14 protein-coding genes are annotated in these 16,411 nt (G+C 43.5%); 5 read left to right on the top strand and 9 right to left on the bottom strand.

All coding sequences use genetic code 11. From position 1 onward, the window contains the following. Window positions 1-400: 400 nt before the first annotated feature. The gene (locus tag H6G08_RS30765; RefSeq protein ID WP_190550088.1) at window positions 401-1,183 is read right to left on the bottom strand and encodes an ABC transporter ATP-binding protein; all 783 of its coding nucleotides are present in this window, start codon (window positions 1,181-1,183) and stop codon (window positions 401-403) included. Then, window positions 1,173-2,306, bottom strand: coding sequence for a branched-chain amino acid ABC transporter permease (locus tag H6G08_RS30760; RefSeq protein ID WP_190550087.1), 1,134 nt, complete (start codon window positions 2,304-2,306; stop codon window positions 1,173-1,175). The genes H6G08_RS30765 and H6G08_RS30760 overlap by 11 nt, the downstream gene beginning before the upstream one ends. A gap of 290 nt (window positions 2,307-2,596) precedes the next feature. Between H6G08_RS30760 and H6G08_RS30755 the strand changes: the two genes are divergently transcribed. From H6G08_RS30755 to H6G08_RS30745, 3 genes are all read left to right on the top strand, one after another. After that, window positions 2,597-2,806, top strand: a complete 210-nt coding sequence (locus H6G08_RS30755; RefSeq protein ID WP_190550097.1) for a hypothetical protein — start codon at window positions 2,597-2,599, stop codon at window positions 2,804-2,806. After that, window positions 2,806-3,063: a cytotoxic translational repressor of toxin-antitoxin stability system gene (locus tag H6G08_RS30750; protein ID WP_190550085.1), complete on the top strand. Its 258-nt coding sequence runs from the start codon at window positions 2,806-2,808 to the stop codon at window positions 3,061-3,063. The genes H6G08_RS30755 and H6G08_RS30750 overlap by 1 nt, the downstream gene beginning before the upstream one ends. A gap of 108 nt (window positions 3,064-3,171) precedes the next feature. Further along, the gene (locus H6G08_RS30745; RefSeq protein WP_190550083.1) at window positions 3,172-4,758 is read left to right on the top strand and encodes a glucose-6-phosphate isomerase; all 1,587 of its coding nucleotides are present in this window, start codon (window positions 3,172-3,174) and stop codon (window positions 4,756-4,758) included. A gap of 155 nt (window positions 4,759-4,913) precedes the next feature. On the opposite strand, the gene H6G08_RS30740 is transcribed toward H6G08_RS30745, so the two are convergent. Then, complete coding sequence (locus H6G08_RS30740) at window positions 4,914-5,141, bottom strand: hypothetical protein (protein ID WP_190550081.1); 228 nt, start codon at window positions 5,139-5,141, stop codon at window positions 4,914-4,916. A gap of 702 nt (window positions 5,142-5,843) precedes the next feature. Next, window positions 5,844-9,356 carry a WD40 domain-containing protein gene (locus H6G08_RS30735; protein WP_190550079.1) on the bottom strand — a complete coding sequence of 1,171 codons (3,513 nt, stop codon included), beginning with the start codon at window positions 9,354-9,356 and terminating at the stop codon, window positions 5,844-5,846. A gap of 363 nt (window positions 9,357-9,719) precedes the next feature. Here H6G08_RS30735 and H6G08_RS30730 point away from each other — a divergent pair, with 363 nt between their 5' ends. Both H6G08_RS30730 and H6G08_RS30725 read left to right on the top strand, forming a co-directional pair. Beyond that, entirely contained in the window at window positions 9,720-10,280 is a 561-nt protein-coding gene (locus H6G08_RS30730) for a hypothetical protein (RefSeq protein WP_190550077.1), read from the top strand. Window positions 10,281-10,418: 138 nt separating this feature from the next. Continuing rightward, window positions 10,419-14,267 (top strand): hypothetical protein, encoded by a 3,849-nt coding sequence (locus H6G08_RS30725; RefSeq protein ID WP_190550075.1) that lies wholly within the window; start codon window positions 10,419-10,421, stop codon window positions 14,265-14,267. 389 nt (window positions 14,268-14,656) lie between these two features. On the opposite strand, the gene H6G08_RS30720 is transcribed toward H6G08_RS30725, so the two are convergent. The 5 genes from H6G08_RS30720 to H6G08_RS30700 form a co-directional block, all read right to left on the bottom strand. Next, complete coding sequence (locus tag H6G08_RS30720; protein ID WP_190550074.1) at window positions 14,657-15,082, bottom strand: HNH endonuclease; 426 nt, start codon at window positions 15,080-15,082, stop codon at window positions 14,657-14,659. A 3-nt stretch (window positions 15,083-15,085) separates the two neighbouring features. Further along, window positions 15,086-15,439 (bottom strand): hypothetical protein, encoded by a 354-nt coding sequence (locus tag H6G08_RS30715; RefSeq protein WP_190550072.1) that lies wholly within the window; start codon window positions 15,437-15,439, stop codon window positions 15,086-15,088. 80 nt (window positions 15,440-15,519) lie between these two features. Beyond that, window positions 15,520-15,666, bottom strand: a complete 147-nt coding sequence (locus tag H6G08_RS30710; RefSeq protein ID WP_190555535.1) for a hypothetical protein — start codon at window positions 15,664-15,666, stop codon at window positions 15,520-15,522. Continuing rightward, window positions 15,659-15,988: a type II toxin-antitoxin system RelB family anti-toxin gene (gene relB, locus H6G08_RS30705; protein WP_190550069.1), complete on the bottom strand. Its 330-nt coding sequence runs from the start codon at window positions 15,986-15,988 to the stop codon at window positions 15,659-15,661. Before relB ends, H6G08_RS30710 begins: the two co-directional genes overlap by 8 nt. Further along, the gene (locus H6G08_RS30700) at window positions 15,972-16,385 is read right to left on the bottom strand and encodes a type II toxin-antitoxin system RelE/ParE family toxin (protein WP_190550067.1); all 414 of its coding nucleotides are present in this window, start codon (window positions 16,383-16,385) and stop codon (window positions 15,972-15,974) included. The genes relB and H6G08_RS30700 overlap by 17 nt, the downstream gene beginning before the upstream one ends. Window positions 16,386-16,411 lie beyond the last annotated feature (26 nt).

Below are 16,411 nucleotides of genomic sequence, written 5' to 3'. Positions count from 1 at the left end.
TAACGCTACAGGACTAGTAACCTCTACTCTGCTTGGGGAAACCCTGGTAGAGCAAGTAACTAGGGTGAATGTAGAATCCCCGACCCTTTAGGGCGGGGAGTGTCAAAGGTGGAGTTTTAAGCTAATGCGCATCTAATACCAATTCTCCGTGACGATGCACTTTATTTTTTTATGAACCGCCAAGAACGCCTTCTCTGCGAGAGGCTTCCGCCAACGCGTTAGCGTCTCGAAGAGAAGAACGCCAAGAAAAAAGCAAGAAGAGAGATTTTAATTATTTAGTGCAAGTTTATAGAGAATCGGTATAAATTGCATAACTATTAATCAAGGCTGTTAACTGTCAACGGTTAACTGTCAACAGCCCTCGCAATGAATTGTGGAACTTAAAAGCAGAATAGCTGAATTAAGTCCCTAAGTAAGCTTCTAAAACCTGGGGATTAGTTTGAATTTCTGCGGGTGTACCGTCAGCGAGGTTTTTACCTTCAGCTAATACCCAAACGCGATCGCACAAGGACATAATTACGTCCATATTGTGTTCGATAATCAGAAAAGTCATGCCGTCTTGGCGGTTCCAGTGAAGAATGCGATCGCAAATATCATCAATTAATCGCGGATTTACCCCGGCTGCGGGTTCATCCAACAAAATTAACTTGGGATTCGTCATCAGCGCCCGCCCCATTTCTAGCAGCTTGCGTTGTCCCCCAGATAAACCACCGGCGTAATCGTGGGCTTTTTTTGCCAAACCCACTGACTCTAACAAGAACATTGCTTGTTCTTTGAGCTGCTTTTCTTCCTTCGCTACTATATGCGGTTGGAATTGTACCTGCCAAAAATTCTCGCCAGTTTGCTTTTGCGCCGCTAGCAGCATGTTTTCTAGCACCGACAACCGTGAAAGAGTCCGGGCTACCTGAAAGGTTCTGACTACGCCTTGTTGGGCAATTTGGTGTGGTTGGAGGTGATGAATCGGTTCCCCATCAAAAATCACGCGCCCTTTATCTGGACGAATGAAATTAGAAAGTAAGTTAAAAAAGGTAGTTTTACCAGCACCATTAGGGCCAATTAAACCTGTGATGCTACCTTTAGCTACCTCAATGCTGGCATCATTGACGGCTTTAATCCCACCAAAGCTTTTAGACAGTCCAGTAGCCGCCAGTAAGGGAAGTTGGGGTGACTGGTTATTTCCCAAGGGTAAGTTCCTCCTTTTTCCCTAAGATACCTTGTGGACGCCAAATCATGAGTACCATCAAAATTAACCCGATTACCATGATGCGAAATGCACCCAACCGCGCCTCATCTAAGGGAATAATTTTCGGTAAGAGTTCGCGGGTAATGGCATCATAGGCAAAGTAAATCACCGCACCCAAAATTGTGCCGATGTTATTCCCGGAACCGCCCAAAATTACCATGATCCAAGCGTCAAAAGTTAGCTGTGGCTGGAAATTATCGGGATAAACGGCGCTAAGTTGCCAAGCAAAGAATGCACCTGCTATTCCCGCGATCGCACCGCCTAACATCAATGATTGCAGTTTATACCAAAAGACGTTTTTACCTAAAGCTTTGGGAATTTCCTCATCTTCGCGGATGGCTTTAAGAACTCTACCCCAAGGCGATCGCACTAACATTTCCAACCGCCAGAAAACAAAAGCTAAGACTAACAAGGCTACCACCATTAACCCCGCTTTGGGGATGTAGTTATATAGGGTGACGATGCCAGAAATATAAACAATTACCGCCAACAGTCCCAACACAAGCCCCACACTCAGCCGAGATGCGAATTCTTGTTTACTAGTTTTCTTCGTTAAAGTCTCAGTACCGCTAGATACTCTAGTAGTATTTATCCAGCGCCACAATGAGAAAACTGTAACGCCCAAAAGTCCTGTCAGTAAACCCATCATCACAAATCTGAAAAATATATTCGGCGTAGTTGCAAAAGGTATCGGGTAACTTTGCACACCAAAAGCGCCGGAAATCCAGGTATTACCCACAGGTAAATCTTGGTTATTCACCACCAAGCGAATTAGTTCACCCACGCCGATGGTGACAATCCCCAGGTAATCTTCTCGCAGACGGAGAGTAGCAAAACCAATTACCAAGCCTAACAAAGCGGCAACAATAGCGCCGACAATTGCCGATAATAAGATGGGAACGCCCTTTAAGGTCAACAATACCGTTGTGTAGGCTCCCAAGGTCATAAAAGCAATATGACCAAAGTTAATTAACCCCGTGAAACCCCATTGCAAGTTTAGTCCCAAACTGAACAGGGCAAAGGTGGCTGTAGAAATCGCTAAAAAAATTAAATATTCAAACATATGTCATTAGTCATTAGTCATTAGTCATTAGTCAGTAGAGACGCGATTAATCGCGTCTGTACAATTGTCATTTGTTATTCTCCTTATCTTCCTTCCCTAGTCCCTAGCCCCTAGTCCCTACCCTAGCCCCAGATTGTAAGGCATCGTGCCATCTTACGGTTAACGATCGCCTAATTTATGGGCATACTATTTTTGGATTAGCTTAGGGGAGACAAGCTGAGGGTGAGACGCAGCGACACAGAGAACAACAAATGACGAATGACGAATGACAAATGACAAAGGTTAAATTTATGAATTTATTACGAACGAGAATTCATCACTTAATCGATCAATTGGCGGATGAGGATGTACCAACCACTTGGGAAGTTGTCCACAATCTCTATTGTGACTTTTCTATGCTCAAGGCTATAGAAGAAACCAAGCGATCGCAGCAACCGTGGGACATCTTAACTCAGGATGAGGCAATTCGACAGTTAATGTATTGGGGAAGTGAAACTTAGTGATTGTAGAAGTGCGTTATACTAGGTCTTTTTTACACGACCTGAAGAGTTTAGAAACATCTGCTTATGAGCAGGTGTATAATTTTATATTTTACGAGTTTCCGCACCACTGGCAAATGCGTACTCTTCCCCAACTGCGGCAACTTGATAATGATGGTATATTTCACCGCTTCACGGTTGATAATTATTTAATTGGGATAGAAGTCAGAGGTGAAATTGTGAAATTTTTATGTGTCATACCTATGCCGGATGTCTAACGGTAGAGCTTAGATCAACACTTAAAACTGTATAAGGCAAAGCAGGGATCGCTGTAACCTTACATTAAACTGGTTTTTGAAAAACACTTTAAAGTTGAGATTTCCCTTATGGATGCTAAAGCACTTTGGCAACGATACCAAAATTGGTTATATTTCCACGAGGGATTAGGGCTGTATCTTGATGTGAGTCGGATGCGGTTTGATGATACCTTTGTAGATTCGTTGCAGCCGAAGTTTGATCAGGCGTTTGCGGATATGGTAGCACTGGAAAAGGGTGCGATCGCTAATCCGGACGAAAATCGCATGGTTGGACATTACTGGCTGCGAAATCCCGATTTAGCCCCAACTCCAGAACTTACCCAAGAAATTGCCCAAACCTTAGAACAAATCGAAGCCTTTGCCGAAAAAATCCAAACAGGTGCTATTCATCCTCCTAGAGCTAATCGCTTTACTGATATTATCTCCATTGGCATTGGTGGTTCTGCTTTAGGCCCCCAATTTGTTGCTGAAGCCCTGTCTCCCGATTTTCCACCGCTAAAAATTCACTTTATTGACAACACCGATCCCGCAGGAATCGATCGCATTCTCACCCAATTGCGCAACAGTCTCGCCAGCACCTTAGTTTTGGTAATTTCCAAATCTGGCGGCACACCCGAACCGCGCAATGGCATGATTGAAGTTAAAAAAGCCTACGCTGGGCAAAATTTAGAATTTTCTCAATATGCAGTAGCTATTACCAGCGTTGATAGCAACTTAGATAAAATCGCCAAAGCTGAAGGCTGGTTAGCGAGATTCCCCATGTATGACTGGGTAGGAGGACGCACTTCTGAAATGTCTACAGTTGGCTTAGTACCAGCCGCCTTGCAAGGCATTGACATTCGCGCCATTCTAGAAGGCGCAAAAGAAATGGATGATGCTACCCGTGTAGCAGATATCAAAAATAACCCAGCCGCCCTACTCGCTTTGTCTTGGTACTATGCTGGCAATGGTAAGGGTGAAAAAGATATGGTTGTGCTTCCCTACAAGGACAGCCTGCTATTATTCAGCCGTTATCTGCAACAGCTGGTAATGGAATCTTTGGGTAAAGAAAAAGACTTAGATGGTAATACCGTATATCAAGGTATCGCTGTTTATGGTAACAAAGGCTCAACAGATCAACATGCTTACGTACAGCAGTTACGCGAAGGCGTACCCAATTTCTTTGCTACCTTAATTGAAGTTTTAGAAGATCGTCAAAGTCCATCTCCAGAAATCGATCCGGGAGTAACATCAGGCGATTATCTCTCTGGTTTTCTCCAAGGAACCAGACAAGCACTTTACGAAAATCACCGCGATTCCATCACAGTTACTATTCCTCAAGTTAATCCGCGTACTGTTGGCGCTTTGATTGCTTTATACGAGCGTGCTGTTGGATTGTATGCTAGCTTAGTCAACATCAACGCTTACCACCAACCAGGGGTAGAAGCTGGTAAAAAAGCCGCAGCTGCTATTCTTGATTTACAAAAAAGCGTCATTGAAGTGCTGCAAACAGAAAAATCTCCCTTGACTTTAGCAGAAATTGCCGAAAAAGCAGGCGCAACCGAAAAAATTGAGGCAATTTACATAATTCTGCGTCACCTGTACGCCAATCAGCGAGGTGTGGTGTTGCATGGTAATCTGGGACAACCCAGCAGTTTAAAAGTTTCTCTCGGCTGATGGATACCCTGGTTGTTGCCAATGCAACAATTTTTTATCCGTAAAGATTTCCAATTAAAAATACCCAAATTGTAGGGGCACGGCACCATCAAAGGTAATTTTACTGCAAGTCTGTAATGCCGTGCCCCTGCTTGTTGTCGAAATTCAGAATTTTTCTACCTCCGGGAACCACCTTTTTCAGTTTCTTCTAAAGCCCTTTCTGTACGCGAATAAGGGTTAGTTTTTGGCTCCCAATCGGGAAACAAGCCAATTATAAATTCGTTGATTTTTGTTCGAGCTTGGAAGCTGGCAGTACTTAAAGGTTTGGGGAGGAAGCTATCGCCAAAACCTATAAATATCAAGGACAACAAAATAAACCATGTATTAGCTTTTTTGCGACTCATTTTTTATAAGTTAAGTAGTAATATTTGATTCATAGTTTAATCGATATTTTTTGCAAATAGCTATATCTTCATACTATTTGAGTTGGCTTAAAGATAGCATCATGAATTTTTAGCAAAGTGAAAGTAATACCATTTCACAAAAATATGTATGACTTAGGCAGCAAGTACGGAATGTAAGTGAAATTAATGAATTGCCCCTATGGTAAATCAAGGTTTTAACGTCATTTTTGCGTAAGTACCGAGATGATATCAATGTATATTGATTTGAGAAAAAAACGAAAATATTAAAGTTTTATATTATAATTGTTGGCTTTAAAAATAGTCTGCCTAACCCGAATTTATTTTTTATTGCCAAAGTGAGAGAAGCGGTTAATTTACCAAGTTAAATAATTTTTGCTGCGTTCTTCTCAAGCTGAATTATACCAATTCAAATAATGTTTGCGAAAGATAAATTCTTTGTAGGGGCACGGCACCCACAATCTTTTGGTACATACAATAATTTTACTGATGCCGTGCCCCTACAGCGTGGTCTATTTACCTGAAAATAGCTGTAAATTGCAAATAGGATAAATTATTTTGAGTAAGCTTATACAAATTCTATGTGAGGCTGCACATTAACGCCCTCACCCTAGAAGGGTGGGGCTAAACAAACAAAGCCTGCCTTTGCAGGCTAATTATATGCATCTTCATAGAAAATTGGTATTAAATAGCTCCTAATGCTTTGAGGTTCATTTTTTGCCCCTCAGAAATTCCTTTTACCCCGTTAATATTGACGCCTTCATAGGGAAGATATCTGCTTAAAGTTTGCACAGTTTCACCGATTTGCAGATCGTAAATTTGAATTGGTTGTTCTAAAAATGCGATCGCCAGTAAGTCCTTGACTGGATGCCAATGCACCGACATTCCGTGATTTTTGCCCTGGATAATCTGTTCGCAGTCCCCCGTGTCAACATTCCAGATTCTCACTGTTTTATCAGTACAGGTACTTGCAATTTTGTTGCTATCGGCACTCCAGTCCACTGAATAAATCCGCCCATTTGTATGCCCCAGGAAGGTTTTTAAACACTCTCCAGAAGCCACATCCCAAAGTTGAACTACACCGTCGTAGTCTCCACTGGCTAAGGTTTTGCCGTCTGGACTAAAGGCAACGCTACCGATGAAACGACCCACAGAAATGACGCGAGAACAAACACCACGGCTTAAATCCCAAAACCGAACAGTTCCATCTAAACCTCCACTGGCAACTTGATTGCCTACAGAACACCAAGCAACGGAATTTACCAGACTACTATGCCCTGACAGAGTTAATAAACATTGCCCAGAATGAGTATCCCAAAGTTTTACCGCTCCATCACTGGCGCAACTAATCAGACAATTTTCATCCCGACACCAGGTGACTCCCCTTACCCAACTTTGATGTCCCTGCAACACCTGTAAGCATTCCCCCGTCTGCACATCCCAAATGCGAACAGTGGTATCTCCACTGCCACTTGCCATTAAGCGTTCGTCTGGACTCCAGGCAACAAACATCACTTCGTTGCTATGCCCGCAAAAAACTCTCAGACATTCCCCTGTTTGACCATCCCACAGTTGCACTGTATGGTTGGTGCTAGCGGTCAACAGACGAATGCCATCGTTACTCCACCGGACACACCAAGATGAATTACTGTAGCCGCGTAACGTTTTGACACATTGCCAGGTTTGTGTATTCCACAATTTAACCACCTGATCGAAAGATGTACTAGCAAGGATGCTGCCATCCGGACTCCAAGAAACTGACCAAACCCAGTTTTCATGTCCCTGCAACACTTTTAGACATTGCAAAGAGCAATCCCACAGGTTGACAACACAACCATTCATACTTCCCCCTGCTAGTCTCTCGCCATCCGGACTCCACATTAATTGATAAAAAGGCTCTTGGGTGTTAACGGCTTGCAAACATTCCCCTGTTTGCCAATTCCAAAGTTTAACGGTTTTATCGTACCCACTACTGGCGATGATTTTGCCATTGGGATGCATTGCCACAGAAAAAACCCAATTTTCACGGTCTGAAATTACGCGAATACACTCGCCAGTCACCACATCCCAAAATTTAATCGTGCTATCCGTATAGCCTCCTGCCAGCACTGCCCCATCCGCTAACCATGCCAGACTCATAATCCAGCAACTGCGATCGCCAGAGTTACTTCCAAGCTCAGTCAAATGCTCTCCAGTGATAGCATTCCAAACCACAAGTAAGGACTGTTGCCCGCCACAGGCTACATATTTACCGTCGGGACTCCAGGCTAATGCCAAAATGGAACTGTTATAGCCGTGCAAGTCCCGCAGTTTTTGACCTGTGCGGGCATCCCAAAGGCTGACTACGCCATCGACACCGCTAGCTAACATTGTGCCATCAGGATGCCAATCAGCGCCCATAATCCAGCCTTGATGTACCTGGATCGATATTAATGGCTGCATCCCTTCCACCTGCAAAATATGCAGTTCTCCTTTGGTATCGCCAACAGCAAATTGCTGCCCATCAGGACTAAATTTTGCAGATACTCCACCTGCAAAGAGTTGGGTAAAGGTAGATTGAGCAAAATGAGCAAATTGAAAATTAACATCTTTTAACCGCACACCCCGGAAATCTGCGTGGCGAATCTTCAGATGGGAAAAGTCATAGCCAGTGAGGTCAATTTTTAGGCGCAGACACAGGTTAATAAAATTTCCTACTCCATAACCAAAGGTTGATTCTGGATCGTTACGTAATGCCAGCAAAACCGATTTTAAATGCTGCTCTAACTGTGCAAAATTATGCTGAAATGCCGCTTTTAATTTTTCAATTATTGGATTGATAATTAAGCGAATCTGACTTTCGCGGATATAGTCTAAAACAGTTGTTTTTAGAATTAGATAATGGTTAAAAAAGGATGTTTTAAGTATTAATAATTCACTGACAAGCTGGCGAATTAAACAATCTGTGACATATTCCATAATCACGGGCTGTTGGGTATATTCACCCGATCGCCTTTCGATGAAACTGCGCCAAGTGAGCGATTCTAGGGACTCTAACAAACTAGCGCGAGAAACCGCAGGGACAATATCTGCTTCTAGTTGAGCGATCGCAGTCCATTCGCGATTAATTGCCAACCAATACATAATTGTCTGTTCTAGAGATGATAAACGCTCAAATTGTTGCTCTAACAAGCGACGGATACCGTTAAATACCAGGGTTTCTGTCTGTAAAAAGGCGTTAATTTCCCCAGCAAACAAACTCTGAATCGAAGCCGCAATCATTTTTACTGCTAGGGGATTGCAACTATAAAATTCACACAGTTGGCGTTTTTGGGCTTCGCTTCCCACAAGTTGCTTAGAGTCAATTAATTTTAGGGAACTTGCCCAGGAACCTTTGAGAGAAAGCGATCGCACTCCGCCATTCCAATCTTCCAAAATGGCAATTTCCGCAGATTTTTCCCGACTGGTGAGTAAAATACAACTTTGATGACTCGATTCTCCCAGCGATCGCAACAAATCGCTATAGTTTTGGAAATCTGGCTGATAGTAGCCAGCGCGATCGCCTGGTTGTAAGATTGTCTCTTGATTATCCAAAATTACCAAACAGCGATGAGTTCGCAGCCAGTGCAGCAACCGTTCTGACTTTCCTTGGCTGTCTTGCTGTTGGGAAAGGAAAGCAACCAGTTCAGCTAATAAAGTTTCTAAGGGTGGGGCGTTACGGAGACTGCGCCAAATTACAAATTCAAAATCTGTTTGTACCAATTGAGAAATTTTAGCAGCTAAAGCACTTTTACCCATCCCACCCATTCCCACCAGGGCTATGAGGCGACAGCGTTCTGCAATTATCCACTGACTCAGGTTTTCTATTTCTGCTTCACGAGCGCAGAAGTGAGAAACATCAATCGCCTCACCCCAATCTACGCAACGGGGAATTTGCGGTTGGCTATCTGTGATTGGGGGAGTAAATTGAGACAGAATACCACGCAGATTTGTTTTGTTAACTTTGCGACCAAAGATATCACTGAGAAGCTTCCAGAACTTAGGGCCGATATCTCGCTGTAAGTAGTTTATAGAATACCCAGAGCGATCGGCAATTTCCTCATAGGTCAAGTTATTACAAGCACCGAACAACAGAGCAATTTCCACCTCAGTCAGGGTTCTAGCGAGCTTTTGATTGACAGCAGAGTTAGCGATCGCCTGTGCCTGTGCAAACTCCATACGCTTTTAAGTAAATATAATTAAGTATTAATCTTTATCAAACCATACTTTACATACTTTAACTCCATACTTTTCTGTAAAGACAGCATCACAGAGTTTTTGGTAGTTTTTTAAACAACTCCAAGAATTGAATGCTTAATCATGAATCCTACTTCTAAGGTACGCCCTTGTTGATATAGATATTGGCGCTTCTAGTTTGTGGTGAAACGAGAATTAAGCAAGGGTGCTCATATAAGCTTCAGCTATCACTTTATTGATCGTGCGTAAAACCCCACCCACAAGGGGATAGGGCAGTTGATCCTCAGAAGATAGCAATGTAATAAGCCTTTAAGATTTTTACGTAGAGGATATCAAATTATAATCATGGCTCAACAAACGACTTCTCCATCTCCTACAGATCGAGTGCAGGCAGCTCATGCAAATGTTGTTTTTCTGACTAGTGTGCTCTCAGAGCTTAGACTGCAAATCGAAGATGAAAGAGCTAATGTACCGGGATCAGAAGATGTAATCAAAGCTGACATTCTGAAAGCAGAAATGCAGCTTGAGAAAGTAGAGAACAAAATTAATAGAGAAAAACAAGAGTGTAAACAGCGTAAACATGAAATTGATGAATGGAAGCGGTGGTATAGCAGTATTGCTCAAATAGAAAAATCACAAGAACGCGAAAAGTTAGACTTTGAAATCAATTGGCGAAGTCAATCCATTGCTGAAGGTGAAGCCAAAATTAGCCAGCTTGAGCAAGAGAAACTAGCTGCAATCACAAATTTAGAGAAAAGTAAGATCCAGCTTGAAGCGTTTCGTGAGGGAGTTTATAACAATCCCATCGAATCAGATCCTCGATTAATTGAAGCTGAATTAGCTCTTCAGGCAGCTCAAGATGAACTAAAAGCCGCCCAAGCGGAAGAGATTGCCAAGGCTCTATAAGGATTTCTCACAGTCCTACTCCAGAACATAACACTTAGTAAGACATACCTCTAAGTGATGAATTGACTTGCGGATTTGTTTGTAAAGACATCTCTAAATTTTAGATGACGTAAACCAATTATTTGAGGATAAAGCAGGATGAATCTAAGCGAAACCAAGAAAAAGATTGAGTCCAACCTGTTGCAGCAAGTAAACCCGATACAAGGAATTTCCGTTAACTCCACAGCAATTCTTGAATTTCTTAATGGGGTTATGGGCAAGAGTAAACTGGATACTGTTCAACTTTCTCAGCCCGATGAAGATTCTCTGCGAGTGTCGATGACTGAACCCCTTGTTTACCCTATCGCTGCCAATGGAGCAGGCAATTTAGAGGTAAACAAAATTGCATTGACCCTAACCCAAGGAAAAGATGACAAACTTAGTGCAACTTTAGATTTGGATGGAGCATTTCATCTCCAAGTCGGCAATCGCAGCCTGGCTGTACAAGGTTCGTTATCAGATCCAAATAGCGGTACTCTAATGCTGACGGTTACTTCAAACGATATGCCCCAGCTTGCTGAATTAGCTATGCTGATGGGTATTGGCAGCCTGACCGAAAGTTTGAAGTCTGTAGGGCTTAGTCTGCCTGTACTCGAGCAAATTACACTTGGATTGGAATTACTTAACAAAAAAGTAACTCAAGTAATTACTACAGGTTCAATGACATTAGGTGCAAGCACGCTAGATACAACCTGCAACCTGTTGCCAGATCTAGTGATCGAAGGTGGACTCAGGGAGGGGAGTCAACTTACTGTTGCTGATTTATTAGCATCCCTACCGCTAGATCCATCACAGTTGCCGAGGAGTGTACTTCAGACTCTGCGCCTTGTCACCCAACCGAAAGCTAAAATCTACAATGCGGCTTTTACATTGGTGAATGATTGGGATATCGATCTGGGCGGTGCTACTTTAGCTCTGACTGCAATTGAAGGTCAGATTGACTCTGTTGGAGAAGTAGTCACTGCAAAGTTCAATAGTGCTGTTGATATAAATGGAACAAAACTACTCCTAACCAGTAACTATAGCAGCGATCGCGCCTTAGTCTTTGCGGGCGAAATTACGCCAGGACAACGTATCTCCCTCAAAGCTCTGGTGGATAGACTTATGGGGAGTTTGATCTCGTTACCCAATGAAGTACCAAATCTAGATTTAACTGAACTAGCGCTGACTCTAACTCCCAAAACAGGCGAATTTAAAGTCAATGCCGCCGCGATGGAACCCTGGCTCATTCCTGTAGGGATTAATGGGTTGCAACTTGATGACATTACCCTCACCCTCAATCGAACTTTGGTTGAAAATGGCAAAAAAGTAGCAACTGGAGCCATTGGTGGCGAACTTAAAGTGGCTGGTAGTTCATTTCGCGGTAATTACACCTTCCCTGGCGAGTTTGTATTAACTAGCAATGTGCCTGCCCTAAAATTGTCGCCTATTTTGCAGAGTCTATGTGGCAGTAGTATCCTGCACGATATTCCCATACCGACAAGTGTTCTAGCCGTTGATTTCAAAAATATTGCGATTACGATTGCTCCCCAAAGTAAATTTTTCTCACTTAAAGCTGACTCTCCCTTAGGGATAGTAGAACTCTTGGTCAAGAAAATCGCCAGTGATTGGGGATTTGTTGTTGGCTTTTTGCCTCCAACTTCTTGGAAATTCTCCACCATTGCAAAGGAATTAAGTGTGTTGGATGGGCTGAGGTTTTCAGATACAGCAATGGTGCTTTCATCCTCAAATGACCGGACATTAACCCTAACCAGCCTGGATGAAGTTGGATCAGATATAGCGGTGATTCGCGGTCTTAACTTTATCGCCAATTTGAATATGCAAGGGCTGGGGGTTGATGCTCTTCTGGGTATTGAGCAAGTGCGAGTCAAAACGGCAATTGGGGGTAATCCATCCGACATTTTGCTGGAAGCGCAAATTGATGGTGAGTTCAAACTGTCGGAAGGTGTTGCTTTTGGGGATATTCAGTTCCGACTTCAGCCATCACCCAGCAATTTTTCGTTGACGCTCTTGGGTGCGGTCACTGCTATCCTTGATAATAGTACTCTGGCTTTTGTCGGTGGAATGCAGGTGCAGCCTCGCGCTGCTGTTTTTCAGGCATCAATGGTCGGCTTATGGAATGAACCCTTTGGCACAAAAGGTGTGATGATCGGCAATGTTGCCCTGGATTTAGGGGTGAGCTTTCCACCACCGCTACCCACTATCGGCATTGCTGGTACTCTTCAAGTAGGAAACTTCCAAGGTGCTGTCGCTGTTAAATTTGACTCTGCCATGCCCAGTCGGAGTATGTTGGCGATCGCTTTCAACAGCCTCTACTTGATGGATGTGATAAATACTTTCTGTGGTGCATCTGTGGCACGGGCTATTCCCAGCTCTGTCGCGAGTACGATTCTAAAAATTGGCTTTGAAAACGTCAACATTTACATTGTGCCCCAGCCCACTAGCATTGGTGAGTTAACCTTTGAGCAGGGCTTTTACCTACGTGGTACTCTCAACTTCTGGGGGCTACGGGCGACAGCTTCCCTCTCGATTGACTACCTTGAAGGCACAGAACTGAAAGCTGAAGTTGAGCCGATTAACGTCGGCGGCATCTTTAAGTTGAAAGGCTCAAGTGGACAACCGAACGCCTTCCTTTACTTCAAACTGTCGCCAAACCCAACAGTGTCTCCTAAGATAGATATCTCGGGTGCTGTTGAACTTTTGGGGTTGGTCAGCGAAACCCAGTTAAGTTTCTCAGATAGTGGCTTTTACTTCTTGACCCAAGGTAAAATATTTAACCTATTCGAGGCTAACCTGGAAGTGAAGGGTGCAGACTTTAAGAGTAGTAGCGGTATCTGGGTTAAGGCAAGCATGAGAAATGATCTGCTTTCTTACCTGCGAAAGGAAGCTACTGCTGCGATTCAATCTGCTGCCGATGATGCCACTCGCGAACTGACGAAAGCTCAGAATGAGGTCAATAAAGCCCAAAATGAGGTCAATAAGCTAAACAACACTATTGCAGAAACGCGAAAAATCATTGAAGGTGAGCGCGAACGTGATACTCGTCGGTTACAAACTGCTCAAGCGGAAGTCAGCAAAGCTCAGAATGAAGTCAATAAGCTCAACCGTGATATTGACAATATGAGAAATACCATCCAGGGTGAGCGCAATCGCGATACGCAACGGTTACGCGACGCTCAGAACGCAGTTAGGAGTGCCCAAGCTGAGGTTGATAAACTTCAAAACGAAATTAATAGTACTAAGAGTCGTATTTCTCAACTTGAACGCGATATTGCAGATAAAAGGCGTTGGTTCGATAGTTCAAAGTGGTATCAACAGTCCTACCGATGGGCAGAGTTCTCAGCTTATGCCGCAGCTAAAGGCTCTGAAATCGCAGCTCTTTATACGAAAATTGGAGGAATTGAAGCTGCCAAAGCTACTGCTAATGGAGTATTAGAAGTCGCTAAACAAACGTTGCGCGGTATCGAAGCAGGAGCCAAAACTTTTCCCATTGATGCCGATCCTCGTATCATTGGTTTGTTTACTGCCCGTGAAACAGCGAATGGTGCCCTTGAATTAGCAAAACTGACATTGCGGGGCATTGAAGAGGGTGCTAAAACCTTCCCGATTGACGCTGATCCTCGGATAGTTGGTTTGTTTACCGCTCGTGAAACAGCAACCGGTGCATTGCAGGTTGCCATCCTTTCGTTAGAAGGCATTAAAAAGTCTGTTGGAGCGATGGCGACTGTTGGTCAATTCATTGCTGAGGTTGGCTTAGGGGGACTGCTGGATGTTAAGTCTGCACAGTTTGAAGGTTCACTGCAAGCTACACAAGGCGGTAGTGTTATGATGGCTATCGAGGTTGTGTTTATGAAAGGGCAACCGCAGCATCTGACCTTAGGTTTCAATTTTATAAGTCCAAAACAAGCTGCACTAGAACTAGCTAAAAAACTCTTACCTGCTCAGTAATATCAGATTCGCCTATTAGAGGTTTGGGATCGGTGATTTGAGGCGTATAACCCTGTGGGCATGGTTACGCTTAAGCAAAAGCATAACGCATCAGCGATCACTCTTTTAGCTTGATTTGGATAAGCGAGCGCTCATATCTAGAGTAGTTATGAGCGCTCGCTGAATTTTTTAGGCTAGTGCGATCGCCAATATTGTAGGCTATGTTAGCTGCGAGAGTACGGCATCGCCGAATTATGGTTTATTTACTAAATTTGGGCAAACTAATCAACAAATCTCAATAGTGCGATCGCCGTTTGGGTAACGTAAGGTTCAAGCAATTTTGCAATGGACAACATAATTGGCGATCGCTTATTTCAATTACTTGCAAAGCAATTTAGCCATCACCCTCATTAACAGTCGGGCACAATTAGCACATTTGCTTGTAGCAGCACCTTTCGTTCTTCCACACGTTCCGGACGATTCATCTGTAACAATCGCACCGTCACCCGCCCAATCGCAGTCAACGGCTGAATTTCGCCATCTTTTAACTGAAAATGGTCGTACCAACGATCGTGACGCGGCTGATACAACCTCACAATTTCTCCATTGCTGGGATCGATTGATGTCAAGTCGCTGCCTTTATACTTATTGCAAATTGTACAGGCCAGTGCCAAATTAGTTTCGTCTGTTTGTCCACCATGCTTTTCGGCAATTACATGATCGACTTCATGAGGCACAAGAACCGCAATTTCCGGTATTAAGCAATACTCACAAGCATGATTAGCGCGATCGCAAACTAAGCGTCTGAGCGCTGCTGAGATGTATGTTTTGCTCATCCGTTACAACGCCTTGAGCTTCAGCAATGCTTTCGCCTTAGCCATCCGCACTAAATGTTCAACATATTCATATTGCTGCCAAGCTTGTTGTTCTTGGTCTGTTAATCCCACCGTTCTATTCTTTTCTAACAAGCTGGTAATTTGCTGTTGTAACGCCTCAGACGGCTTCAATGCCAAAATTTCCTCCCCAGAGGGAAGATTTGCCAAAAACTCCAACACTTCTGCCAAGCCAGAAAAACCAGATTGACCAATTGCGTTCCATTCTCGCAATCCCAATTCTAAAATCTGGGGCAACTGGTCTTGTAGTGGACTCAGCCTGAGTGCCAACTCATCGGGAATGTCAACTCTAATCTGCATGATATGGCGTTCAGAGCTTGCAAAATATACTCCTGATCTTAGCCCATCTCACCGATTCTCTGGGTTAAATTGGTTTTGCGTTAGCGTAGCTTACCGCAGGTATCGCCAATCTTGTAGAATTCGCAATTCGGCGAGAGTACGGCATCGCCGAATTGCAGAATTAGCGATCGCTGTTTAAGCTTGATTTGGATAAGCGATCGCACAAACTCATTTCCCAATTTATGCACTACGCTGTTCAGTGTGATTTTCATCAGGCGCGATGGGAATCAGATGAACCTCCAACCTTTGATTAAGCGCATAAGCAATTTTTTGCAGCATGGAAAGCGAATGTCCCTCATACTCAGCATCTTCTAGCCGCGCAATCACCGACTGTTTTGTGCCAATGCGATCGGCAAGTTGCTGTTGAGTTAATCCTGCTTGCCTCCGAGCATGATAAATAAGTTGTGCCAGTTCTGCATTTAATGAAGATTCCTCGATCATTTCCGCCATTTCCGGATCTTCAGAAGTCATTTGTTGCAGAATCTTCAGTGCATCATTTGTCTGAGCCATTTTCTATTTCCTCTGTGTAGGTATGAATTGCTGGATTGACTTCAAATTCAGTCTTTCGCTGAATCGCTCGCTCAATTTCCATATCAGGTTCCATATCAGGGACTTGATTCTCATCTTTCGCGATCGCATGAGCTAAAATCGCTACATTCTGTCCAGAAAAGAAGTATAAAATGCGATACTGCACCCGGACATGTTTTGCCCGTAATTCATAAATTCCGTCACGCAGATAATCTGCCGCAGGTCGTCGCAATTCGTAACCTGTACTTGCCAGTTGTTGAATGCGAGCCACACAGTTGGCATAGCCTTTACGATCTTGCTTCAGCAGCATCTTCAGCCATTCCAGAACCGGAGCTACGCCATCTCGATCTTGATAAAAAATAACTCTTGTTTCGGGCACAGTTTTCGCGCCTTGTAATCTATATC

The sequence above is a fragment of the Calothrix anomala FACHB-343 genome, assembly GCF_014696435.1.
GTDB lineage: Bacteria > Cyanobacteriota > Cyanobacteriia > Cyanobacteriales > Nostocaceae > Aulosira > Aulosira anomala_A.
Note: the sequence above shows the minus strand (reverse complement) of the source record. Positions and strands in the feature narration are given on the sequence as shown.